Here is a 22,607-nt window from a genome sequence, read left to right on the forward strand (position 1 = left end):
CATTTGGAATACCGTCAGCTGAGATTCTTCAGAAAGGGCTTTATATGGAGGGTGCTGGCAGCGACCACGGTAATTTTTGAACTGAGGTATCAAGGGAGAATAGGCGCTTGCGGATGCCCCTGCCGTTTTCGTGTCTATACCTCACTGAGGTCGCCCTATGCCTGTCTCAAGGTGAATAGCTTAGTCCTCTTCAAGCTTTCTCTGGGGTCCTCGGATAACGGAGTGCTTCTTTCTTTGAAGAGTGATTTTGTTAGATCTACGGGCTACATCAGTGGCGGCACTGTCTGGCAGGCGTTGTGGCTCTGATCGAGACTCAAGGTCGGTCGCATTTTTTTCAAGGGAGACAGAATTCTTCTCTTCCGGAAGCTCCTTTGGGCGTAGACCAGTGTGATTGTTCGCTCCCGGACCATGAGGCTCAGCTACGAGCACAAGGCTGGGGTCAGAATGATCTTCTGGCCGTCGCAGGCGCTCCGAGTCAATCCTAAACGTATCTTCAGTCGAGCTTGATTGATTGTCTGCCGGAGAATTTTTCGAGCAAAGTGGGCTCTCTTTTGCAGCCTCTTTTAAGGCCTGAGTGGAGCCTCCTGCTGGTATGGCGTGATTAAAGAGCTCGCCTGGGAGCAGGCTACTCTGACCTTCTACGATTGCTTCGGCATCGACCATTATCTGCTTGCACCGCTTGTCGATCCTGCGTTGCTGATCCTGGGTGGAGCAGAGGTCCGCAGTGACTTTTATAAAGCGCAGCAGATTGGTGAACTGTGGGAGCAGCTAACCGCTGGGCGGGGTTACTACTACAGCTGCAACGCTGAGAAGGACCAATATGGTGATGAAGTCGGAATCGGAACGATCAGGCGGGATGATATCCAGGCACGCACTAAGGTCGTCAAGGCGATGCACTACTTGACTAAGGATACTCAGTACCTGCACCTCAAGCCTGCGAGAGCGAAAGCCTTCCGGACGGGCTGCATTCGGAGGTCAACTGCTTGAAAGCTTTACAGGTTGAATGCGTTACGCTGGTTCAGGTTTGTCCGAACGGTTAAGGTTCGGCTATTCGTAATAGCACAGCGCAGAGAAGCCATTGGTCGTCATCCGCTGACCCCTCACCCTCTCTGCGATCCACAGTAGACAAGGATTCCTCTCGCGTGAACCAACAAAACCTAGCCGACTTCATTTGGAACGTGGCCGACGTACTACGTGGCGATTTCAGGCAGTCCGAGTTCGGCCGCATCATCCTGCCGTTCACCGTATTGCGTCGGCTGGAGTGTGTTCTGGAGCCGACTCGTGACAAGGTGCGCAGCCAGTTCCTGGCGATGCAGGCCAGTGGTGTGGATATGGATCTGATTCTGCCTGCCACCGCCGGGGCCACCTTCTATAACGTCTCACAGTTCGCCCTAGACAGTGTTGGCTCCACCAGCACCCGCGCCAACTTGGAAGACTACATCGCCAAGTTCTCCGCCAACGCCCGTCAGGTGTTCGAGCACTTCGCCTTCGATGGCTGGTTGAGCAAGTTGGAAAATGCCAACCTGCTGTATCTGGTGACGCAGAAGTTCGCCAGCATCGACCTGCATCCTAGCGTCATCAGCAACCATGAAATGGGTCTGGTGTTTGAGCACCTGATTCGAAAGTTCGCTGAGTCTGCCAACGATACCGCCGGTGAATTTTTTACCCCGCGTGACGTGGTACGTTTGGCTACCACATTGGTTTTTGAGCCCGATCATCGAGCTTTGAATCAACCAGGGGCCATTCGCACCGTATATGACTGTGCCGCAGGTACCGGGGGGTTTCTGTCTTCCGCAATTGAACTGGTGCGGGATGAATGGGAGTCAGACTTGCGCCTGGTGCCGTATGCCCAGGAGTTGAACCCAGAAACATACGCTATTTCGGTGGCGGATAAGCTGATCCAGGGTTATGACACCAAGAACATTAAGCTAGGTAACACCCTCTCCAACGACCTGCTACCCCATGAGCAATTCGACTACTGCCTGGCCAACCCGCCGTTCGGCGTGAAGTGGGAGAAGGTGCAAAAGCAAGTGCAGGACGAGCAAGTCGGCCTCGGTTTCGCCGGGCGTTTCGGTGCCGGCCTGCCACGGGTGGGTGATGGTTCGCTTCTGTTCCTCATGCACCTGCTGTCCAAGCGCAAGCCAGTCGAGCAGGGCGGCACGCGTATCGGTATTGTTCTGTCCGGTTCGCCATTGTTTAACGGTGGCGCAGGCTCAGGTGAGTCAGAGATCCGCCGCTGGATTCTGGAAAATGACTGGCTGGAGGCGATCATCGCCCTACCGAATGACTTGTTCTACAACACTGGTATTGGCACCTATATCTGGGTGCTGTCCAACCACAAGGACGGCGGGCGCAAAGGCCAGGTGCAACTGATCGATGCCACCGCCATGCACGCTCCGATGCGCAAGAGCCTGGGAAGCAAGCGTAAGTATCTTTCCGAAGCGCAGATTGTTGAGATTGCCAAGCTGCATGAAGCCAGTGAGAACGCACCGAACACCAAGGTCTTCGCCAGCACTGACTTCGGCTACCGGCGCATTACTGTCGAACGTCCCCTACGTCTGCGCTTCTCGGTTACGCCGGATAAGCTCGCGACTTACCAAAACACCAAGGGTACCGATCAGGCCGATGCTTTCTCCAAGGTAGAAAGCAGCTTCGATAACCTACCGGCTTTCCTCAAGGCTGCCGGGATCAAAAAGCTCGGTAAGACTGCGCTTAAGGCCGTGCTGGTCTGCTTCGGCGAGCGCGATGCTGAGGCCCAGCCGGTACTGGACGATAAGGGCAACGTACAGGCCGACTCCGACTTGCGCGAGAACGAGAATGTGCCGCTCAATGAGTCAATCGACGACTACTTCGCCCGCGAAGTGCTTCCTCATTTGCCGGATGCCTGGATCGATACCAGCAAAGTGGATGCGAAAGATGGTCAGGTGGGTATCGTCGGTTACGAAATAAACTTCAACCGCTACTTCTACGTCTACCAGCCGCCACGTGCGCTGGCCGAGATCGATGCCGACTTGAAGGCTGTTGAGGCGGAGATCGCCGGGCTGCTGGGCGAGGTGACGGCATGAAAGTTTGGGTTATGAACCTAGAAAGCCCCGATGATGATTGCCGTGCTGACGTTTACTCGCTCAGCTATGAGTCTTCCAATATGGAGTTCTCGATGCCTTGCCCCATGGGTGATGACTGGCTGCAGCAAATACGCCATAAGCCAACGCCTTCACCAGAGCTCGTTAAGGTGGATGAATCTCTAATGGTGGTGGTTTTCAACAAGCATGAATGTGCTCAGCGGTTCTTAACCTGGTTGCTGGATGCCGAGTCACGGGCGCAGAACGGTTACAGAACGATGCGGGGTTGACCATGAGCCATTACAAGCCATATCCGGCGTACAAGAATTCCGGCGTTGAGTGGTTGGGACATGTGCCGGAGCATTGGCAGATTAAGCGCCTCAAGTTCATCGCTACTGTTCAAACCGGTGTAGCCAAAGGCAAGGACAACGTTGGAAAGGACACCATTGAGGTTCCTTATCTGCGTGTTGCCAACGTGCAGGACGGCTACTTGTCTCTTGATGACGTGACCACTATCGAAATCCCGCGTGCAGATCTGTCTCGCTACAGCCTTTGCCCAGGCGATGTTCTGATGAATGAAGGTGGCGACTTCGACAAACTTGGACGTGGACATGTCTGGCAGGGCGAGATCGAGCCTTGCATTCACCAGAACCATGTGTTTGCCGTTCGCCCGGCCAAGATTCCTCCTTATTGGCTGAATGCTTTTACCGGCTCACAAGCAGCCCAGTTCTACTTCATGGGGCGCTCCAAGCAGAGCACAAATCTCGCATCCATCTCGTCATCGAACGTGATGGAGCTTCCAGTAGTTATCCCGCCAGATGACGAGCTTTCTGTTGTCTTGACTCACCTCGACCGCGAAACCGTCCGCATCGACGCGCTGATGGAGAAGAAAACCCGTTTTATCGAACTGCTGCGCGAAAAGCGCCAGGCACTGATCACCCATGCTGTCACCAAGGGCCTTGACCCTTACTCGAAGATGAAGGACTCCGGTGTGGAGTGGGTGGGGGAGGTGCCGGAACATTGGTCAAAGCCAATGAGCCTCCTTTCACTCGCAAAGCATGAGAGGCACTCATTTGTGAATGGGCCATTTGGTAGTGACCTGCTGACCACTGAACTCACGACCGAGGGTGTGCCTGTTGTTTATATTCGAGATATTAGGGCTTCTGCTTACCGTAGGGTCAGTGAGGTTTGCGTTTCTCCTAATAAGGCTGAGCAACTGCGGTTCTGCAATGTCCTTCCGGGGGATGTGATTATTTCCAAGGTCGGAGATCCTCCGGGTATTGCTGCTGTTTATCCAGCAGGGGAGCAGGAAGGGATCGTGACGCAAGATGTCATGAGATTTCGCGTTGATGAGCTGCAGATTGAGCCAGCTTTTATGGCAATGCTTATTAACTCGGACTACGGACGATTCAATATCAGTCAAATCTCAGTGGAGTCCACCCGGCTGCGTGTCGGACTTGGAGATTTCAAGCAGTTGAAATTCACCATCCCTCCAGTAGTTGAACAGCGCACTATCCTTGCGACTCTGCAACCCATGTTAGCCCGGATTGATGCGTTGATGGACAAAACGGCGGTTAGTGTCCTCCTCCTCAAAGAACGTCGCTCTGCCCTAATTACCGCCGCCGTCACCGGTCAGATCGACCTGCGGGAGGCTGTATGAACCAAGGCCGTAGCATTCGCCTATTCCTGGTGGACGGCACACCCAATGGCCTGCTTACCGCCGAGATCATGAACTGGACCGGTCATGTGCTGACCGGCCCGCGCAGCAAGCTAGCCGAGCTGGTGCAGCGCCCAGAGTGCGGGCGTACCGGCGTTTACTTTCTGGTGGGCCCCGACCCGGAGAACAGCTTGCACTCTAAGGTGTACATCGGCGAGTCGGATGACGTGGCCAAGCGCCTCAAGCAGCACAACCGTCCCGAGATTTCAGATGGTTCGGCGGGCGGCAAGGACTTCTGGGAAAAGGTCTGCCTTGTCACCAGCAAGGATCAGAATCTGACCAAAACCCATGTGAAGCACTTGGAAAGCCTGCTGATCGGTATTGCTAATAATGTTGGGCGCTGCGATTTGATCAATGGCACTGCACACGATTATGGCAGCCTGCCGGAGTCCGACCGCGCTGATATGGCCTTCTTCCTGGAGCAGATTCGCACTGTGCTGCCGGTGCTGGGCTTCGACTTTTTGCGTGAGCTGAGCAAGCCTTCCGCCGCCGCTAGTGCCAGCCCGGCCACTTCGGTCAGCCACTCGCCGCGCTTCAATCTGGAGGTGCCCCGCTATCGCCTCAGCGCCCAAGGGCAGGAAGTCGACGGCGAGTTCTTTGTGCTCAAGGGCTCCAAGGCACGCCCCGAGTGGGTGGGTACCGAGCGCGGCTATCAGGGTCTATTCAAGCAACTGGTGGCGGACGGCGTGCTGGTAGCAGAGGACGGCGAGCATATGGTCTTCCGCGACGACTACGCGTTCTCCAGCCCAAGCGCGGCTGCGGCCGTAGTCTGCGGCCGCTCCGCCAACGGTCGTACTTCCTGGGTGGTTGAAGGTACGGGGCTAAGCTACGCGGCCTGGCAGGAGCAGCAGTTGATCACAGTTACTCCTAAACCGGAGGCAGAATGAGCAAGCCATAAGCTGTACCGTTCAGATCAACGAATAAGCTGTCGGGCACCCATAATTTTAGAAGGCTGTCATAACTCTGGAGCGTATCGCCGATTACTGGGGGCAGAGACTTTGTATTTGACGGATATTCGATTGGTCGTCTGTTGGGCGACATATTTTCATGGCTGAAGCCTCTAGATCAGAATGCCTGCGGCTTTAGCCTGATATTTTTGTATTTGATGGGTATTTGACTGGTGGCTCATTCTGTCGGCACCGAGCACTAGACGAACTTAAGACCAACTTTAGACAAGCTGCCTCTCTCAGATAGGGGCCGACCAGACGAAGGATCGCCTCATGAGCCACATCCACCACGAATGCGAACTCGAACGCCATATCGTCGAGCAACTGGCTGCTGCTGGTTGGTTGGTCGGCAAGTCAGCCGACTATGACGCGGCAAGGGCGCTGTTCCCTGATGATGTGCTCGGCTGGCTGGAGGAAAGCCAGCCGCAGGCCATGGCCAAGCTGCAGGCCATGAATGGTGCAGGCACTCGCCATGTGGTGCTGGATCGGCTGGTCAAACAGCTGGAAAACAAGGTCGATGGTGGCACGGTAAACCTGCTGCGTTACGGCTTCGCCGTGGCCGGTGGCGGCACATTAGTCATGAGCCAAGGCTTACCGGAAGATGATCGCAACGAGACGGTGATTGCACGCTACGCGGCCAACCGCCTGCGTGTGGTGCCGCAGTTGCGTTACTCGTTGGACAAGACCGACGAGATCGACCTGGCTTTCTTTATCAATGGAATTCCGGTGGCCACGGTGGAGCTGAAAACCGACTTCACACAGTCGGTACAGGCCGCTATGCAGCAGTACTGCATGGATCGCAAGCCGCAGCGTAAGAGCGGTGGTCTGGAACCGCTACTGACCTTCAAGCGTGGTGCTGTGGTGCATTTCGCCATGAGCGACAGCGACATCCGCATGACCACCAAATTGGCGGGTGACTCGACCTTCTTCCTGCCGTTCAATCGGGGTAACGATGGCGCAGCCGGCAACCCGTCCGGCGGCGACAACAGCTATCCGGTGAGCTACCTCTGGGAGCGAGTGCTGCAGAAGGACAATTGGCTGCACATCTTCCACCGTTTTGTGCTGCAGGAGCGCAAGGAAGCCCAGGATGTCAACGGCAAGACCTACTTCAAGGAAGGCCTGATTTTCCCACGGTTTCACCAGTGGGAAGGCGTGACCAAGATGATCGATGCCGTGCGCATCGAAGGGGCGGGACAGCCCTACCTGATCCAGCACAGTGCTGGCTCGGGCAAGACCAATACCATCGCCTGGACCGCGCATTCACTGATCCGTGTGCGCCGTCTGGATGGCGAACCGTACTTCCATAGTGTGATCGTGGTGACCGACCGCCAAGTGCTGGATCAACAGCTGCAGGACGCCATTCAGCAGATCGAGCATCAAGCCGGGGTGGTATGTGCCATCGACCGTCAACAATCTAGCTTGCCCAAGAGCCAGCAGCTGGCCAAGGCAATGCTGGAGGGTGTGCCAATCATTGTCTGCACGCTGCAAACCTTCCCCTATGCGCAGAAAACCATTCTCGGCGAGCAGAGCCTGCGCGACCGTCGCTTCGCCATCATTATCGATGAGGCGCATAGCTCGACGGGGGGCAGTACCGCCGATGACCTGCGCTACGTACTGACTGGCCAGAGCGAGGCCGAGTGGGAAAAGCTCTCCAAGGAAGCGCGTCTATCCGTGTGGCAGGCCTCGCGTAGTCGACCGGGTAACGCCAGCTACTTTGCCTTCACCGCCACGCCCAAGCATTCGACCCTCAGCCTGTTTGGCCGCCCGCGCAATCCAGCGTTGCCGGTGAGCCAGGACAACCCACCAGCTCCGTTCCACCTCTACACCATGCAGCAGGCCATTGAGGAAGGTTTCATTCTCGATGTGTTGAAGAACTACACCAGCTACAACGTGGCGTTCAAAATCGGCAGCGAGTTTGTCGATGACACGCGGGTGGACGAAAAGAGCGCCCGGCGCAAGCTGGCCAAGTGGCTGGCGCTCAACCCGGTGAACGTCGGGCAGAAAGTCGAGCTGATCACTGAACACTTTCGCAAGAACGTCGCACACCTTCTCGGTGGCCAGGCCAAGGCAATGGTGGTGACCAGTTCCCGTGCAGCAGCGGTGAAGTATCACCTGGCGTTGCAAGATTACTGTCAGCGCAAGGGCTACGACAATGTGCAGGCCATGGTGGCCTTCTCTGGCGAAGTACCTAACAGCGATGTAGAAGAAAACAGCCTGCCTGCGGATCATCAGTTCAGCGAAACCAACCTGAACCCTGGCTTACATGGGCGCGATATGCGCAAGGTGTTCGATACCCCTGATTACCGGGTGATGATCGTCGCCAACAAGTATCAGACCGGCTTCGACCAGCCCAAGCTGGTGGCCATGTACTTGGACAAAAAGATCTCCGGTGTCGAGGCAGTGCAGACCCTCTCGCGATTGAACCGCACCTTCCCAGGCAAGGACAAGACCTACGTCATCGATTTTGCCAACGAGGCCGAGGAAATCCTCGCGGGGTTCAAAACCTTCTACCGCGATGCCCAGGTGACGGACATTCAGGACCCGAATATCGTCTACGACATCAAACAACGGCTGGATGGCATGTTCATTTATGAGCAGGCCGAGGTTGAGGCGTTCGGCAATGCCATCGTTGACCTGAATGTCACGCACCAGAAGCTCTATTCGCTGACCCAGTCGGCTACCGACCGCTTCAATGGCAAACTCAAGACGCTCAACGATGCTATCGACCAGTGGGAAAAGGCCTGGGAGTCTGCCCATGACAGCGGTGATGACAAGGGAATGGAGTATGCCGACGTGCAGCGCGCCGAGTACTGCAAGGCGCGTGACGAACTGATGGTTTTTAGCGAGAGCCTGACCAAGTTCGTCCGCGCTTACGAGTACATCGCGCAACTGGTGGACTTCGCTGATCCTGCTTTGGAAGCCTTCGCCAGCTATGCGCGGCTGCTGCGCAAGCGTCTGAAAGGGATCAGTGCCGAGCAGGTCGATTTAGGGGAGCTCAAACTGACCCACTACAAGATCAAGAAAGGCGATGACCTGGCCGGCGTTGGCGTGCTGGCCGAGGTTCCTGGTTTGTATGGCATGACCGACAATGGCCTGCGCGAAGCACGCGACCGCGAGAAAAAATATCTCGCCGAGCTGATCGAAAAGCTTAACAACGCCTTCGGTAAGGACATCACCGACACGGATCAGGTGGCCTTCGCTGTGCATGTGTCCGAAAAGCTTCGCGGCGATGTTGTGGTCATGGCCCAGGTGCAGAACAACACCATGGATCAGGCTATGAAGGCCGACCTGCCGATGAAAGCGATTCAGGCAATTGCGGGGGCCATGAGCAGTCACACCAGCATGGCGACCAAGCTGTTGAGCGACGAGGCGACGCGGGATGTGTTCCTGACCGTGGTGTATGAGTTGCTGAAGAAGGATGCGGGTGGGGACTTGCTGCAAGGAGCCAGGGCGTAATGAATACTTCAGCTGTTAGGGAGTTGGCTGAAAGCAGTGCGTTTCAAGCATTGACCGACTTCACGGAGCGCTTTGAACCGTTCAGAGTGCTGGGCATCCATAACAAGGAGCTGGTGCACTCGAGGCTCCTTGCACACATGCTTAGAGCCACTGGCAGCCATGGCTTAGGGAATCGCTTTTTACATGGTTTTTTACAGGTTTTGAGTGAGCCGGGGTCAGGGGTAATCCTGTTCAGTGGTACAGCGTTGGATGCAGCAATGCTCAGGGATGCAAGTGCGGCGCACGTCCATTCGCAGGTATACCGAGAGCTGAACTTTATCGACATCGTTGTGGTTTTTCCCGCACTCAAGCTCGTGATTGGCATTGAGAACAAAATTCATGCAGGAGAGCAGAAAAAACAACTGACTCGTTACCAAGAAACCTTGAGTGATCGGTTCAGTGGCTTCAAGCAGGCCCTGGTTTTCTTGACTCCCAACAAGCGAAGTCCAGAAACGGCAAATCTATGCAGCCAGGTGCCAGTCTACTGTATGGACTACTCCAGCATTGCTCATGTACTAAGGTTTTGTAGATCTGCAACAGATGTTCCCCTTGAAACAGACGTATTTATTAAACAATTTATTGGGCATATCGAGTGCAACATGACAGGCGGCACACAGAGCAGGGAATCATGCTGGCAGCTTTTCAGTGAGCACGAGAGCGCATATAGAGAGATGTTCGACCAGTATCACTACTGCCTGAATCGCAAGGTCGAAGATACCTTCAAACACCTAGCTGATCGGTTGATCAGTGATCCAGCTTTTGGTCTTGAATCGGGTCAATTACAGATTGAACACATCAAGGCGTTGAGAGAAAAAGAGCTCTTTTATGACTTGCATGTGCGCCTTCAGCACTGGCCGAAAGGCGTTTGGGTGAAGATCTACAAGCACACTTGGTTTGGGGTGTTTCCCTTTATCTGTGAGGGTGATCTGGCTAGCCACGGGGTTGCGTTTGACCTGCCTACGTCTGCATCCAGCTGGAAAGGACTGCGGTATGTGTGCGCTCAGCAGGATCTGGACGAGGGGAGAAGAGTACTGCGTGAAGGTGATCAATTTACTGCTGAGCATATCGAGATCGCGCTGGGGTTGGCCGCAACCTATGCGCAGCTGATCAATCACGAGCTTCAAAAAGGCGAAAAATAAAGGACGGTAATGATGAAGGCCTGCCAGCTGTTTTGAGGGGGCAGTTGCCGACGAAAGCCATTCAGGAAAATGCAGGCGTCATGAGCTGCCACGCCAGCGGATGGCCAGCGTGGGGCCGGAGCCAGCCGGGTCTAAGGGGGAGTGCTATTGAACAGTTGGTGGTTATTCCTCCTACTTAACGAGCGGCCTATTTCCTGGTTGGCTGATTGCCACTACAGTGGTGCCCTTTTACTAGGAGGGCACCATGGCATCAGTGATTGAAGTAACTCAGGATGTGGTTTGTGAGCTGTCAGGCGAGAAGGTAACTATCCCGGCAGATTCGATTGTTCAGTCCTCATCTGAGCAGGTGGAGGCTCCCAAATTCAAGGGTGATGGTGAAACCTATGCGACCTTGTTCACAGGGACTACCCAGGCTGGGGATGTCGTATGGTGCGTCACGGCAGATTACGGTTTGACAACTCCAACCGTCGACGCAGTCGAGTTGGTGAAGTGCCCTGAAGGTATCGAGATCATCCAGGACCTAACTGTTGAGATCGTTCAAGTCGATTACGAAGACGATGTGTGTTGAGCCGGACTGGTGGCTTTAATGAGCAACATCAAAATCAATATACCTGCCGAAGACTGCTGGATAATTCAGTGGCTCACGAAAATGCTAGCCTGCAGATTGGTGCGTGGCCAAGATGACGCTCAAGTACGCCAAAGCCTGATGAGACTCTTGTTCGGCTTACAGCGGATGCCGGTTGTGCTCCCGAATTTCAGTCTTTCAGTGGGAAACGGTGATGTCCACATAAAGCTCAACAGTGAGTCTTTTGAATTGGCGAGTTTTACTGATGATGGCCATACCGAGTTCCTATTGCAGTACTTCTCGAAAAGCAGCCACTGCGTGCAGGGGTATGAGCATCTGACAGGCGAAGCGAGACGCCTTGCAATTGAAGATCGTCTGGAAAAGCTGGACAGCTTAATGGCGGAGGAAGACGACCTGTGCATTGAAGATTACTCGGCCGGTGGGTACGTCGACATTGCCCCTATGGAGGTCTTCATGGGCCATTCATTGATCCCAAGAAAGACCTGATCAGGCACTGAATCACACGGGGTTTTGTAAATGTCTGATATTTTGTCGAGCTACAGTAGATATCATGTCAGTGAGCTATGTCACCCCCATATGCCACCCAGACGCTCTGCAGGCATACTGGCTGTACCACCTACATCGCATGGAAATCATCGCATGTCTCAACTGAACCGTTATCGCGAGCTGGAAGCCCAGCTGGCAGCTCAGTTGCAGCAGCTCGAAGAGATGAAGAAAAGCGACTCGCTCAAGAAAGAGATCGAGTTCGAAGATAAACTGAAGACCCTGATGGCTGGCTACGGCGTGAATCTGCGCGACGTCATCAACCTGCTCGACCTGCAAGCAGGCCGCCTATCCTTCACTACCCAGGCTCCCGAGAAAGGCTCCCGCGCACCTCGGGCTGTGAAGCGCTATCACAACCCGCACAGCGGTGAGGTTGTTGAAACCAAAGGCGGCAACCACAAGACCTTGAAGGCCTGGAAAGCGCAGTATGGCTCTGACACCGTGGAAAGCTGGCTGCAGTAAATCGAATGGATGGAGCTCCGACCCCGGGGCTCCTCATGGGCATGGCCAAGAGGGATCTGGAATTGAGCGAAGGGAGCTTTAGCACACTGCCTAACCATTTGAGGGAGGCAGTCGAGTATCAGATTGCAACTGAGGCTGATGACGACACAGCGAGCTATGTTGCCATCCAGCTTGGTGACTTCATACGAGCTGGCAACAAAGATGCTGTGGTTCTGCTTGAGGCGCTGGTCGCTGCAAACAAGGAGCGCGCCAAGATCATCCTGGCAGAACTTCTGGCCAAAGGGGATGGCATCGAGCAGGATTGCCGGAGGTCAATCGAGCTGTTGGGGTCTGCAGCCGACAGCGGGTCTGTACGCGCAATGCTGATGCTTTGCGACCACTACGATGGCCGGCGAGACCCTGCGGATACAGACCCCGAGAAGGCCCTGCATTGCCTACGAAGAGCGGCTGATCTCGGTAATGAAACAGGCGCCGAGTGCCTTGCTGACCGCCTCGTCAACGGCAGATGCGCTGAGCAGTGCACCCCGGAAGAAGTTGCAGAGATCGAGCGGCTGTACCAGGCGTCTCACTACACATCCAACTCCTATTACAAGCTGGCTATGTTACACAGCCAGGGTAAGCAGTCGATTCATTATGCCGGCGAGGAGTACCGCGAGGCTGTCGCATGGCTCCGTAAGGGGAAGCGCCGTCACGAGGGCGGGGGCAAGAAGTGTGCTGAGCAACTCGTTGCGTGGGGACTTGATGGCCTCAACAGAATGGCCGCTCCTAAGTCCAATGAAGCCAAATGGGCGTGGGTCATATTGCCCTTCACCATAGTCATCTGGGTGGTGATCGGCAGCGGCCTACTCGCAGTGGCCAACGCGATCAATGCGGTGACTATTCCCATCATCCTCGCCATCGCTGCGATCACGGCCGTGGTGTCGTTTTTCAAAAGAAAGCGCTGACAGCTTACCTAGCCCCGACCCTAACCCCGTTCTTTTGGAGGCCTGCCCGGAGCACCTTCGCGACTATCTCAAAGCGCATGGGATGTATTTGCTAATCTCTACCGGAACAAATGCCGGCAGCGGTGCAGGTAGTTGATCTCGGTAAAGCGGCAGCCACTTACGAATAACGTTGGCGTTGATACGTGAAAGGAGTTTCACTCGGCAACGTGGCTACAACCCCAACGACTGAATCATCTCGTTTTCGCTTACTGATTCTGGCGTCACCACGGCGTCTTTGAGCATTAATTTGCCGCGCAGTAGGCGATCAAGATGTACATCGAAAGAATCATGCTGGGGATGCAGGACTGCTGGTAGGTGGATATGTACTTCCTTGGTTTGGCCAATGCGGTACACGCGATCAGAAGCCTGGGCCTCTTTGGCCGGGTTCCAATGGCGCTCAAGATGGACGACATGGTTAGCGCCTACCACCGTCAAACCAACCCCTGCTGCAACCGGTGACATGATGATTAGGTTGAAGTCCGGCTTGGCCTCAAAAGCTGTGATCAACTGCTTGCGCGTCAGGATGTCGGCTTTCTTGGCAACAGCAGCGGTGTCACCATTAATGATGGCCACATTTAAGCCATAAATTTGATCTAGCCAAAGCTTGAGCAAGCGTTGCAGCCGCTTTGTTACCATGAACAAGATGACCTTTTCGTTTTTCTGGCGAATCTGATCGAGCAGCTCCAGCAACACAGTCAACTTGCCAGACTCGGCCATAACCTCGCGTGCATCCTTTGCTGTGTTGGTCATGAGCTGCGTCTCTTCACGCAGGCGCGGATGGAGGGATATCTCACGCAACTGGGAGAGCGCTATAAGCGCCGTGCCGCGCATATCCTCAGTGGCTCGTCGTTCACGAAAGTCAGACAAAATCGCATCGTAGGCCTTTAGCTGAATGCCCTTCATCCCTCGCGAAAGCTGTGGCGTATGCACTAACAAACCACCTGTCGGCTGAGCGACGCCGCTGTGAATGGTCTTGCTTGGCAAGCCCTTGAGCTGGTCCTCCTTGACCCGGCGCAGCATAAAAATCCCTACAGCATCACGAAGTTCAGCCCCAACCTTGCGCCGCACCGCATCACGCTCATCCTCTGGCGCATGCAGAATCGGCTTTATCCAGTTGTCACGAAACTGGCTCCAACCGCCTAAAACACCGGGCTGCGCGGTATGCATCAAACACCAGAAATCGCCAAGGCTATTTTCCACCGGGGTGCCAGTCGCCAATAGCTTGAAGTCAGCTTTTAAGCCTTTGGCTGCCTGGGTTTGAAGCGCGTTAGGGTTCTTGATGTTCTGCGCCTCATCGAAGATCACCATGCCCCAGTCAATCATGCACATCGAGAACTGATAATCGCGAAGGGTTTGATAGGTGGTCAGCACCAGCCGCCGGTCCATGTCCAGGCGCTGGGCGCCGGCTTCAGGCCCGATGGTCAGAGCATAACGTATGGTCTCGCCATCCAGCTGACCATCTTCATCCGCCAGTGATGCTAATTGCACGGACTCACGCTCTGCGCCTTTTACGCGGAAGCGATTGAGGTCACGCCCGGCTTGCAGCACCACAATGTCGCGAAAAGGAATGCTTTTGAACGTGTGATCAACCTCGTCCTCCCAGTTCTCCAGCAAACTCAACGGCGCGACTACCAAAATCGGTTTTTGCGACTTATTGGCCGCCTTTTGCTGAGCCAGGTACTCACCCACAGTCACCAGCGACATGTAGGTTTTACCCAGCCCCATGTCATCTGCCAGCAAAGCGCCCTGCAGCCGATATAGGTTGGCGTGGTCATCTTGAATGGCTGCCCCCAGCAACTTCATCATCCACTCCACACCCTCCCTCTGGTGCGGAAATGGCTGGCGAGCATAGGCATCCCAGTCCGGTTCCCGGAATAGCTTGGCCTCACAGGCCTTACGCAGCAGGCCCTGGTGAATATCGTCGGCATCGTGCAGCAGGACACTTACTGTTTCTTTCACCTCATCAGGTTCATCAGGCTCGACAACGGGTGCAACCGTTGCACCTTCAAAGATCTCTTGGACCTTTTGAATATGCTCATCAACTTGTTCTGGATTGGAGACATCAATAACCTGACCAGCAAAAGTCAGGCTTGTTGCGCCCTGCTCCTTGGCGGACGCATAAACCTCCTGAAACCTGGCCAGCTCTTCCGGCGTTTGCACTAACTTCTGGATGATGGCGGCAGATGCTGGACGTTTATCCAATGCAAACCAATCATTTTTCTGGCTGTCTTGGTCTCCAAAATCCATATGCTGCAGCTTGCCGATACCCACTACTCTGATGGAAAACCCCATATCCAGATTTACTAGCGCGGCATCGAGAAAAGCGCTTGGCGTGGTCAAGAATTCGGCGACTTTATCCGCGGGAATACGCTTATTACTCAGGACTTCCTTAATGGCCGCCATCTTCTGTGGATCAAGCAGTACGACCCGATTGTCGATACGCAGTACGCCATCATTGGCACCCATATCTAACTGCGACCAACGTTTTTCCAGCTGATCCGGCGTGGTGCCATTCCCCAGGCTGGGGCACAGCAATAAACTGCCATCGGGCAAACGTGTAGCCACTACACCGATGTTTTGCGGCACCACCACGTCCAAGCGCTCGAAATGGCTGAGATCGATACGCATACCGCTGCGTGCGGCCGTTTGCAGCTCGGCCATCAGGCGAAGATTGGCCGCTTCGCCTCGCTGCTCGGGCTGTAGCTCCTGATGATGTTCCCAGGCCAATAGCCCCATCAACTCTGCGGGGGTTAACCGGTAAGCCTCGATTGAAGTCAAATAGAGCAGCGGGCCCTTGCGGGTAAAAGGCGCATCGCCGTCAGTCATCTTCAAATGCAGCGCAACGCGAAAACTGCTGTTACCGGTGCGGCCACTGATTTGGGCCGCAAACGAGCCGGGCAAGCGAGGCGGCAGTCGGAGTAAGTCAGCTTGCTCGGCCTCAAGACCGGCAAGGTCAGCCTCCAACACCATGAAGCCATTAGGCAGGGGATTGGCCAGGCCCTGCTCTTCAAGCATACGCAGGGTAATCAGCTGGACTTTCTGCAGCGTGCTGCCGCGGCCTTCCTGCAATGCAACGAAAGCCGCTTTGGGCAGGTATAAATTCAGCCCATGGCTATCGGCCTGAAAATCAAACCCAGGCTGCGCCGCTAGTTCTTCACCGGCCTTGCCGAGCAGGCCTTTTATAACGTCTACAAATGCCATAGGAGGTTTACCGAGTCAGGGGAACAGTTTATTCAGAACCGCTAAAGCAGGGCCGGAAACACTCCAGCCAAAAGACTCATCTTGCTTACAAAAAGTCCTTAGCGGCCCATGCAACAGACGATTAACCTCACGTATTTCAATTTCGAGAACGTTACTGGCGTAGCGAGCCTTATCACCCGGGTTAGAGGCAAAGTAATGCATGACTGCAATGGCACTTTTAGGCAGCCGCGTGATGCTGCCAGCTAACGCGGTGCCACTCAGCTCGTTTACCACCAAAGGTGCAGATGCCGATTCCGCGACGGCGGCGACTACCGAGGGCAAAGCACTATCGACGGGTGCAAGCGCAGTACCAACATCAGGTTCTTTACCAAATAACCGCCGACTTCCTGAATAGCCGGCATCGGCGATGGCGTTATTCTGCGCACGAATAGATTTGACGACTGAAGCCTCCACCGCCGCACCTACTGTTCGTGGTTCGGTCAGCGGCCTTGATGCCGCTGATGCAGATCCAATGGCATAGCTGGTTGTTTCAAATGCATTGCTCCCTGGCTCAGGTAAACGCTCAGGCTTTACGGCTTGCATTGAACTTTGTATCGCTGGAGGTACGATGACCTTGTTGCTCCGTACCACTGGCACCCCGTGGCGATTCAAATAACTACGGTATTCCTGCTTGCTCAGTAGCTTCTCGATGTCCACGCCGATGCCATTCTCAGCCAAAAAATCGAAGACTTTGCGCTGCCAGGTGCCATTGTGGGTTACCGCCTCGTAACCTAGTCCCGGATAGAGCTTTTTGTATACCTTAGGGAGCTCAATCGTAAGATCTGAATGGCTAAACAGGTTTTTTTCGTACGATTTCATTGCCGGCCCAGGCTGAGCCAAATACAACCAAATCTTGAAGCTGTGCGAGCCCTCAACCAAATGGAAGTCGCCGCAATCCAAGTAGATTGCAGCCTTGTCGTTCATGGATCCTTCCATTTTGGCAAAGTTGGTCTTTACCTCTTCCCCTAGAATTCGCCGCACCGACTGCTGCGCGATGCCGCCCAGCATCAAGCGTGTATGGCGAATTAACCCAAGCTTGAACAGCCCCTCAAGGAAGGTTTTCCGTGCTGGAAACATCCGCTGCAAGTCTTCTTTACCACTTTCGTTGCCGTACTGCTCAACCGCTTGCAGGAACAGCCGCAAGTCTTCTTTGGACAGCCAGCCGCGCACCTGGTTGATACGCGCCTCACCCAAAGGTAACCACCATTGCCGGTAGTTAGGCGATGAGCTGGCAATGCGCGGATCGCCTGCCAGATTGAGGATGAAACTCTGCCAAATATCGCTCGGCGCATCACCCGCGCGGTCGATTATGATTTCTAAGGCCGCGTGACCAATGCGCTTGTCACCCTCGTAGGGTGCTTTGCTTACCGAAGGTTTCAGAAGTTCATCCAGTACCTCGTCCCATTCCCCTGGCACCAGCTGGCGCAAAGTTTCGAGATAAAAGTGCGCGCGGCAAACATCGCCGTAACGGCTAGTACTCAATCCTGCCAAGCCATACGCCTCAAACGTAGCGGCCAGCTCTTGGCCCTGCTCGCGAACGTGCTTAGCCAAGGCCAAAGGGCCTTCAAGCCCCAACAACCAATATCCGTGCTGCTTGAGTTGGGTTAAGGCATCCGGCCGCAGGGACTGCATGCGCGGCTCGGGGAGCAAGCGCAACTGGGCATGCACATGTGCCTCGAGCACAGCCCGCACGCTTTGCTCGGCAGTTTTGTCGCGGTCATCCAAGCGATCAAAAAAGCGGAAATACAACTGAACCATTTGCACCAACGTGATTCGCGTCAGGCGTGGTTGTTGCGCTTCTATCAGCGTATTGAGGAGCCGTACATTCAACAGCCGTGGTCCAATCACGTCATCGTGCAGCCATAGCCAGGTCAGTGCGCGAGCGGCCAGGCGCCTGGTCAGCAACGCTTTAAAACCGTCAAAACGGCCGGTGCGCATCATCTCGCGAAAAGTAGCCAACATCTGTTCAAAGGCATCACTACCGCCGGCCTTGCTCTCCAGGTGCTGAGCGCGCGCAAGCAAGCGCGTCCAGTTTTCAATGACACCATGCGGCCATTCCCCAGGACGGTTGTCTATCGGCGGCACCTTCATTTGGTAGTGCCTCCCCCCAACACCTCTCGCACACCCTCATATTCGGCGCTCAATGGCCGGCGAATAGTGAAGCGAATGTCGATGCGGCGATTGAGCCGGTAGTCATCTTCGCTTGATTGCTGGTCGTTCACCGGTCGGGTCTCGCCATAGCCACTGACCGAGAACAGGGGGTCGCCATCCTGGTTATTCAACCGATTAAGCCGCTCGGCTTCCGGCAGTTCGCTACTCCAGAATTGCCACAGCGAGATGGCGCGAAAGGTCGACAGCCCCCAGTTACCCTTAATCTGTGCATTGTTATAAGGCCGGTTGTCGGTGTGGCCTTCGATAAAAATCGTATCCAGAAAGTCAACTCGATGTTCTTTGCTGATCACTTTGTTAATCACCTCGCCGATCTCCAGCGCCGTTGGCTGGTAGCGTGGCAACACTTCATAAGCGCCGGTGTCAAAACCGAGCAGCGCATTGGGGATACGCAGCACCGTATGGTTTTCGCTGACCTCCACCTTGATGCCGCGCTGGCGCAGCTCATCCACCGCCTCATCTAGAATGGTACGACGCACCTGCTCGGCCTGCTCCAGAAGGGAAACCTTCTGATCAAAGTCCTTCTGCCGCTCCATCAACTGCAAGATGAGGATCACTGCCGCCAGGATGAAAATCACCAACAGCGCTGACATCATGTCCGAGAAAGACATCCAGTACGGATTCTCCTCATCTACGGATACCTCGTTGGATTTGCGCCAGCGCATCAGCGGGACTCCAACTCATCGACAACGTTGCTGATTGCCTGCACAGCGGCATACATCTGGTCGGCAAAGCTCAAGGTCTGCTTGTTCCATTGATCCATGCGCTCATGTACTTGCTGATGCACCTCACCCGAGTAGCTACGTAGCCATTCTTCAGCCTGCTTCTCGACACCCGCAACCTGCGTGCGCAGTGTTTCGCCCAAGGCGGTGAACTCGGTGCGTATACCGACGAGAAACTCTTGTTGATGGGCCCTCATCTCACCAAAGCCATTACGCGCCTCACTGGCGGCCTGTTCGAAACGCTGGGCGCCTTCCAGTAGCGCCTCTTGCAGCTGCGAGAGCGAGGCTGATTGGCCCTTGAGCTGCGCGGCCAGCTCGGCATTTTGCGCGCTGGCGCCTTCAATTCGCTCAGACACCGACTCCAGCCGCTGGCCCAATAGCTCGGAGGCTTGGCGCACGTTGGTCGACAGTAGACCAAGTTGGTTGGCGCTGCTGTCCATGTGCTTACTGCTAGCTGCAGCAGCTTCGCTGGTTTGCTGCAAGCGCCCGAGCAACTGCTGATGTTGCTCGGCCATTTGCAGGCTTTGCTGTTGGGTGCTCTGCACTGCCTTGGCGATGCTTTCCAGCAACTGCTGTTGCTGGCTGGCCATGTTTTCCATCTGTTCGGCTTGGCGCTGTTGGCGCGACTGCTCACGCTGTTCGGCATTCGCGCTGTGGTCACTCATTTGCTCGTTGAGATTGCCGAGCAATTTGCCAAAGGCCGATTCCAGGTTGCTCTGTTGGGCGGATGCCGCTTCAACCATTGCAGTCAATTGCTGCTGCGTGGTCTGACTCAGGCTGCCGACCAGCTGTTGCTGTTGCGCAGTGGCGGCCACTAGTTGTTGTTCGTGACGTTCGGCGCGCGCCTGCTCACGTTGCTCCGAAGACGATAGCTGCGAATCGAGCTGGGTGTTGAGGCTCATCATCAAGCGCGAGAAGACGTTCTCCAGGTTGTTGTGCCGCTCGTTACCCGCTTCGGCCATCGTCTGCATTTGTTCACGGGTGCTACTGGCGACTTGCGTTAGCAGTTCCTGCTGGCGCTGATTGGCCTCGGCCTGTGCCCGCTCGAACATTGTCTGGCGCTCGTCATCGCGGCGCTGGGCGGCGCTCAACTGGCCATCCAGTTGCCCACCCAGTCCGGACATGAGCTGATTGAAACGCTGCTCCAAATGTTGCTCTCGCTGTTCGGCGCTGCTCACGACACGCTGCAACTGTTCCTCAAACTGACGGCTCTGCTGCTGAGCGGTTTCTTGCTGACGGCCCTGCTGATCGCTGAGGCTGTGGAACAGTTGATTGAGCTGACCGCTCATTGCGCCTACGGCGTTGTTTATATCGGCGGCTGCCTGCTGCATCAGGTTGCCCTGCTCTCGGCCTACCGACGTCATACCTTCCATAAAGCTGCCGACCAGTTTGTCCAATACTTGGGTGGACTGCTGGCTGGCGCCACTGACCAAGGTTTGTATGGCCGGGCCCATGATGTTGTTCAGCGTATCTGCGAGTGCCGTTTGCATGGCTTCGTTCATCCCCGCCATGCTTTCCTGCAGGCGGTCGCCGATGCGTTCGTGCAACTCCTGCAAGGCAGTGCTGCTTTCCCGACTATAGTCGGCGATGTGCACTAGCGACTGCTCGGCCAAAATTCTTGGATAGAGGCCGTCGATTTTATTCTGCAAAGACTGTACTTGGGCCAGTGCCGAGCGCTCGAACATTTTTTCGATAAAGTTCAGCAGCAGGCTGAAGGTCACGCCCCACACTGAGGTCATAAAAGCTACAGCCGCGCCAGAAATCAGCCCGTCGATGCCCTTGCGCAACGCTTCAACACCCGAAGAGCTGCTCAGCTCCAGCCCCACCAGGCCGATGGTCAAACCGACAAAGGTGCCTAACACACCAATCGCCACCAAAAAACCTGGGGTGGCGGCCAGCAACCGGCTGGCGGTAAGGCCCGGCGCCAGGGTGCGGGCGTTAAAGAAGTGCTCGGCATCTAGAGTGTTGAACAACAGCTTTTGGTCGCCCGAGCTGACCAAGCTCTCGTCGAATTCTCGCCAAAGCATGCTGATGCCGGTGTTTTTCAACGCCTGGGCGCGCTGCACGGTTTCCCGCCGATTGAGGGCAAGCTGCTCCCTTGTCTGTCCGGCTAGCAAGCTGTTAACCGCCTGCAACCTTGCTTTGAAATGAACTAAGTGCACCAGCAGAGCAAACAGCGCGATAGTAAAGATGCCCGCCGTTAGCAGCCAGAACCAGGCGCTGATGCCATTGGTGTTACCAGTCAGCAGCAAGCTGAAGTCCGGCCAGAGCAGTTTTAACAAGTCCATTACGGCTAGTCTCTTAGGTCATTCGAAACGTTTAATAATCAGGCGCGGCCCTGTTCCACCAAGGTGCAGTCCATCTGGTCAGTGAGCAGGTGGACATGACTGAGTTAGGTTTTAAGCTGGTGGCAGGGAGATGTTTTTAGTGCAAAGGCTGCTCTGCGTTTGGAGTGTTCCGTCGTCCGAGCTTGTAGCGGTCGATGGTCTCCAATGCGGCATTTACTATCAAGATATCCATGGCACTTCCGTTTGCTGGAGTAGAAGGGAGCATAGTAATGCCAGGGAGCCTTCGATGCACGGCCAGTGGTCTGAGCATATTGGTAGAGGCTGTCAGTGGCTTGGTCGAGACTCCTACCAGCCCTTCATCTCGGCTGCTTTGTGACGAAACGGTCGGGCAGGCTGCGTCCTTTCTTCGAGCACGCTATCTCATTTAATGATGCAAAAGATGTTGCCGCTGACCGAAATGTGACCCTGGAGTACATAACCTGTCGCTGCATGAGAAAACCAAGCGCGTATAGAGATGAGCTCGGATGTTTTGATTTATTGAGGGCATCGCACCCTCCGAAAAATTTGTCCGCGGACTTCTGACTCTGGACAACTGAGGCCAACTCTCACTCATTGGATATTAGTCGGATTTAACGCAAAAAAATAAATTGCCAAGTCAGCCACCTCAGTGGCGTCCTTTGGACTCAGCCAAAGGCAGCCATAGGGGCGGTTAGCAATCGTCTTACAAATAACCTCGTTCAGCCAACGACACGTAGCCTCGATAGCCTACGACGACATGGTCCAATAATGGGGTGCCAATCATGTTGAGGGCATTCTTGAGTGTGGTGGACAACATGCGATTGGCTTGACTAGGTTCGGGGACCTCAGACGGATCATAGTGGACCAGAATCACGGCTGCGGCCGTCTGCTCTAGGGCGATCTTGACCACTTCCCGTGGGTATACGCTGACACCTTCCAGGGTGCCTCCGAATAGCTCTCTGAAGCCGATCACCTGGTGTTTGGTGTCGAGCAGCAGCAATCCAAAGACTTCGTGCTCATGGTACTGCAGCAGTGTTTGCAGATGACTGAATACGTGCTTCGGCTCAGTCAAAGCCCGTCCTTTAGAAAGACGATTCATCGCCAGTTGTTGAGCCATCTGCAGAATGTCGGCTTCGGTGATCGGGGATTCCATGCCATAAGTACCGCTCGTTTCACCGGCTTTGAGTTTGTGATATTTCATGACGGTATTCCTGTACGAATGAAGGAGCACGCAGA

16 protein-coding genes are annotated in these 22,607 nt (G+C 55.0%); 11 read left to right on the top strand and 5 right to left on the bottom strand.

From position 1 onward, the window contains the following. Nucleotides 1–597: 597 nt before the first annotated feature. The 11 genes from GIW02_RS08600 to GIW02_RS08650 all read left to right on the top strand — a co-directional run bounded on the left by GIW02_RS08600 (nucleotide 598) and on the right by GIW02_RS08650 (nucleotide 12,895). Entirely contained in the window at nucleotides 598–987 is a 390-nt protein-coding gene (locus GIW02_RS08600) for a hypothetical protein (RefSeq protein WP_236416067.1), read from the top strand. Nucleotides 988–1,142: 155 nt separating this feature from the next. Next, nucleotides 1,143–3,065: an HsdM family class I SAM-dependent methyltransferase gene (locus GIW02_RS08605; RefSeq protein ID WP_236416064.1), complete on the top strand. Its 1,923-nt coding sequence runs from the start codon at nucleotides 1,143–1,145 to the stop codon at nucleotides 3,063–3,065. Beyond that, a complete protein-coding gene (locus GIW02_RS08610; RefSeq protein ID WP_236416063.1) occupies nucleotides 3,062–3,352 on the top strand; it encodes a hypothetical protein in 291 nt (96 codons plus the stop codon). The genes GIW02_RS08605 and GIW02_RS08610 overlap by 4 nt, the downstream gene beginning before the upstream one ends. Before the next feature lie 2 nt (nucleotides 3,353–3,354). Further along, nucleotides 3,355–4,722, top strand: a complete 1,368-nt coding sequence (locus GIW02_RS08615; RefSeq protein WP_236416060.1) for a restriction endonuclease subunit S — start codon at nucleotides 3,355–3,357, stop codon at nucleotides 4,720–4,722. Beyond that, entirely contained in the window at nucleotides 4,719–5,666 is a 948-nt protein-coding gene (locus GIW02_RS08620) for a GIY-YIG nuclease family protein (protein ID WP_236416057.1), read from the top strand. The genes GIW02_RS08615 and GIW02_RS08620 overlap by 4 nt, the downstream gene beginning before the upstream one ends. A gap of 333 nt (nucleotides 5,667–5,999) precedes the next feature. Then, on the top strand, nucleotides 6,000–9,182 hold the full coding sequence (locus GIW02_RS08625; RefSeq protein ID WP_236416055.1) for a type I restriction endonuclease: 3,183 nt from the start codon (nucleotides 6,000–6,002) through the stop codon (nucleotides 9,180–9,182). After that, the gene (locus tag GIW02_RS08630; RefSeq protein ID WP_236416043.1) at nucleotides 9,182–10,360 is read left to right on the top strand and encodes a PDDEXK-like family protein; all 1,179 of its coding nucleotides are present in this window, start codon (nucleotides 9,182–9,184) and stop codon (nucleotides 10,358–10,360) included. The genes GIW02_RS08625 and GIW02_RS08630 overlap by 1 nt, the downstream gene beginning before the upstream one ends. Before the next feature lie 244 nt (nucleotides 10,361–10,604). After that, the gene (locus GIW02_RS08635; RefSeq protein WP_236416041.1) at nucleotides 10,605–10,928 is read left to right on the top strand and encodes a hypothetical protein; all 324 of its coding nucleotides are present in this window, start codon (nucleotides 10,605–10,607) and stop codon (nucleotides 10,926–10,928) included. Nucleotides 10,929–10,946: 18 nt separating this feature from the next. After that, nucleotides 10,947–11,432, top strand: a complete 486-nt coding sequence (locus tag GIW02_RS08640; RefSeq protein ID WP_150688475.1) for a hypothetical protein — start codon at nucleotides 10,947–10,949, stop codon at nucleotides 11,430–11,432. A 153-nt stretch (nucleotides 11,433–11,585) separates the two neighbouring features. Next, nucleotides 11,586–11,951, top strand: a complete 366-nt coding sequence (locus GIW02_RS08645; protein ID WP_236416039.1) for a histone-like nucleoid-structuring protein, MvaT/MvaU family — start codon at nucleotides 11,586–11,588, stop codon at nucleotides 11,949–11,951. A gap of 35 nt (nucleotides 11,952–11,986) precedes the next feature. Continuing rightward, on the top strand, nucleotides 11,987–12,895 hold the full coding sequence (locus GIW02_RS08650) for an SEL1-like repeat protein (protein WP_236416037.1): 909 nt from the start codon (nucleotides 11,987–11,989) through the stop codon (nucleotides 12,893–12,895). Nucleotides 12,896–13,105: 210 nt separating this feature from the next. Here GIW02_RS08650 and GIW02_RS08655 read toward each other — a convergent pair whose 3' ends face one another. The 5 genes from GIW02_RS08655 to GIW02_RS08675 form a co-directional block, all read right to left on the bottom strand. Then, nucleotides 13,106–16,135 (bottom strand): DEAD/DEAH box helicase, encoded by a 3,030-nt coding sequence (locus GIW02_RS08655; RefSeq protein ID WP_201500682.1) that lies wholly within the window; start codon nucleotides 16,133–16,135, stop codon nucleotides 13,106–13,108. A gap of 15 nt (nucleotides 16,136–16,150) precedes the next feature. Continuing rightward, on the bottom strand, nucleotides 16,151–18,265 hold the full coding sequence (locus tag GIW02_RS08660; RefSeq protein WP_236421829.1) for an EH signature domain-containing protein: 2,115 nt from the start codon (nucleotides 18,263–18,265) through the stop codon (nucleotides 16,151–16,153). Beyond that, entirely contained in the window at nucleotides 18,262–19,008 is a 747-nt protein-coding gene (locus GIW02_RS08665) for an OmpA/MotB family protein (protein WP_060772756.1), read from the bottom strand. The genes GIW02_RS08660 and GIW02_RS08665 overlap by 4 nt, the downstream gene beginning before the upstream one ends. Next, nucleotides 19,008–21,353, bottom strand: a complete 2,346-nt coding sequence (zorA, locus tag GIW02_RS08670; protein WP_201500684.1) for an anti-phage ZorAB system protein ZorA — start codon at nucleotides 21,351–21,353, stop codon at nucleotides 19,008–19,010. Before zorA ends, GIW02_RS08665 begins: the two co-directional genes overlap by 1 nt. Before the next feature lie 721 nt (nucleotides 21,354–22,074). Further along, the gene (locus tag GIW02_RS08675) at nucleotides 22,075–22,572 is read right to left on the bottom strand and encodes a JAB domain-containing protein (RefSeq protein ID WP_106116333.1); all 498 of its coding nucleotides are present in this window, start codon (nucleotides 22,570–22,572) and stop codon (nucleotides 22,075–22,077) included. Nucleotides 22,573–22,607 lie beyond the last annotated feature (35 nt).

It is taken from the genome of Pseudomonas syringae, assembly GCF_021606685.1.
Taxonomy (GTDB): domain Bacteria; phylum Pseudomonadota; class Gammaproteobacteria; order Pseudomonadales; family Pseudomonadaceae; genus Aquipseudomonas; species Aquipseudomonas syringae_R.

Bases quoted from the DNA above. Each gene is read 5' to 3' on its own strand.
- GIW02_RS08635 (WP_236416041.1), top strand. From the start codon at position 10,605: ATGGCATCAGTGATTGAAGTAACTCAGGATGTGGTTTGTGAGCTGTCA.
- GIW02_RS08660 (WP_236421829.1), bottom strand. From the start codon at position 18,265: ATGAAGGTGCCGCCGATAGACAACCGTCCTGGGGAATGGCCGCATGGT.
- GIW02_RS08650 (WP_236416037.1), top strand. From the start codon at position 11,987: ATGGGCATGGCCAAGAGGGATCTGGAATTGAGCGAAGGGAGCTTTAGC.
- zorA (WP_201500684.1), bottom strand. From the start codon at position 21,353: ATGGACTTGTTAAAACTGCTCTGGCCGGACTTCAGCTTGCTGCTGACT.
- GIW02_RS08645 (WP_236416039.1), top strand. From the start codon at position 11,586: ATGTCTCAACTGAACCGTTATCGCGAGCTGGAAGCCCAGCTGGCAGCT.
- GIW02_RS08620 (WP_236416057.1), top strand. From the start codon at position 4,719: ATGAACCAAGGCCGTAGCATTCGCCTATTCCTGGTGGACGGCACACCC.
- GIW02_RS08630 (WP_236416043.1), top strand. From the start codon at position 9,182: ATGAATACTTCAGCTGTTAGGGAGTTGGCTGAAAGCAGTGCGTTTCAA.
- GIW02_RS08615 (WP_236416060.1), top strand. From the start codon at position 3,355: ATGAGCCATTACAAGCCATATCCGGCGTACAAGAATTCCGGCGTTGAG.
- GIW02_RS08610 (WP_236416063.1), top strand. From the start codon at position 3,062: ATGAAAGTTTGGGTTATGAACCTAGAAAGCCCCGATGATGATTGCCGT.
- GIW02_RS08675 (WP_106116333.1), bottom strand. From the start codon at position 22,572: ATGAAATATCACAAACTCAAAGCCGGTGAAACGAGCGGTACTTATGGC.
- GIW02_RS08665 (WP_060772756.1), bottom strand. From the start codon at position 19,008: ATGCGCTGGCGCAAATCCAACGAGGTATCCGTAGATGAGGAGAATCCG.
- GIW02_RS08655 (WP_201500682.1), bottom strand. From the start codon at position 16,135: ATGGCATTTGTAGACGTTATAAAAGGCCTGCTCGGCAAGGCCGGTGAA.
- GIW02_RS08640 (WP_150688475.1), top strand. From the start codon at position 10,947: ATGAGCAACATCAAAATCAATATACCTGCCGAAGACTGCTGGATAATT.
- GIW02_RS08625 (WP_236416055.1), top strand. From the start codon at position 6,000: ATGAGCCACATCCACCACGAATGCGAACTCGAACGCCATATCGTCGAG.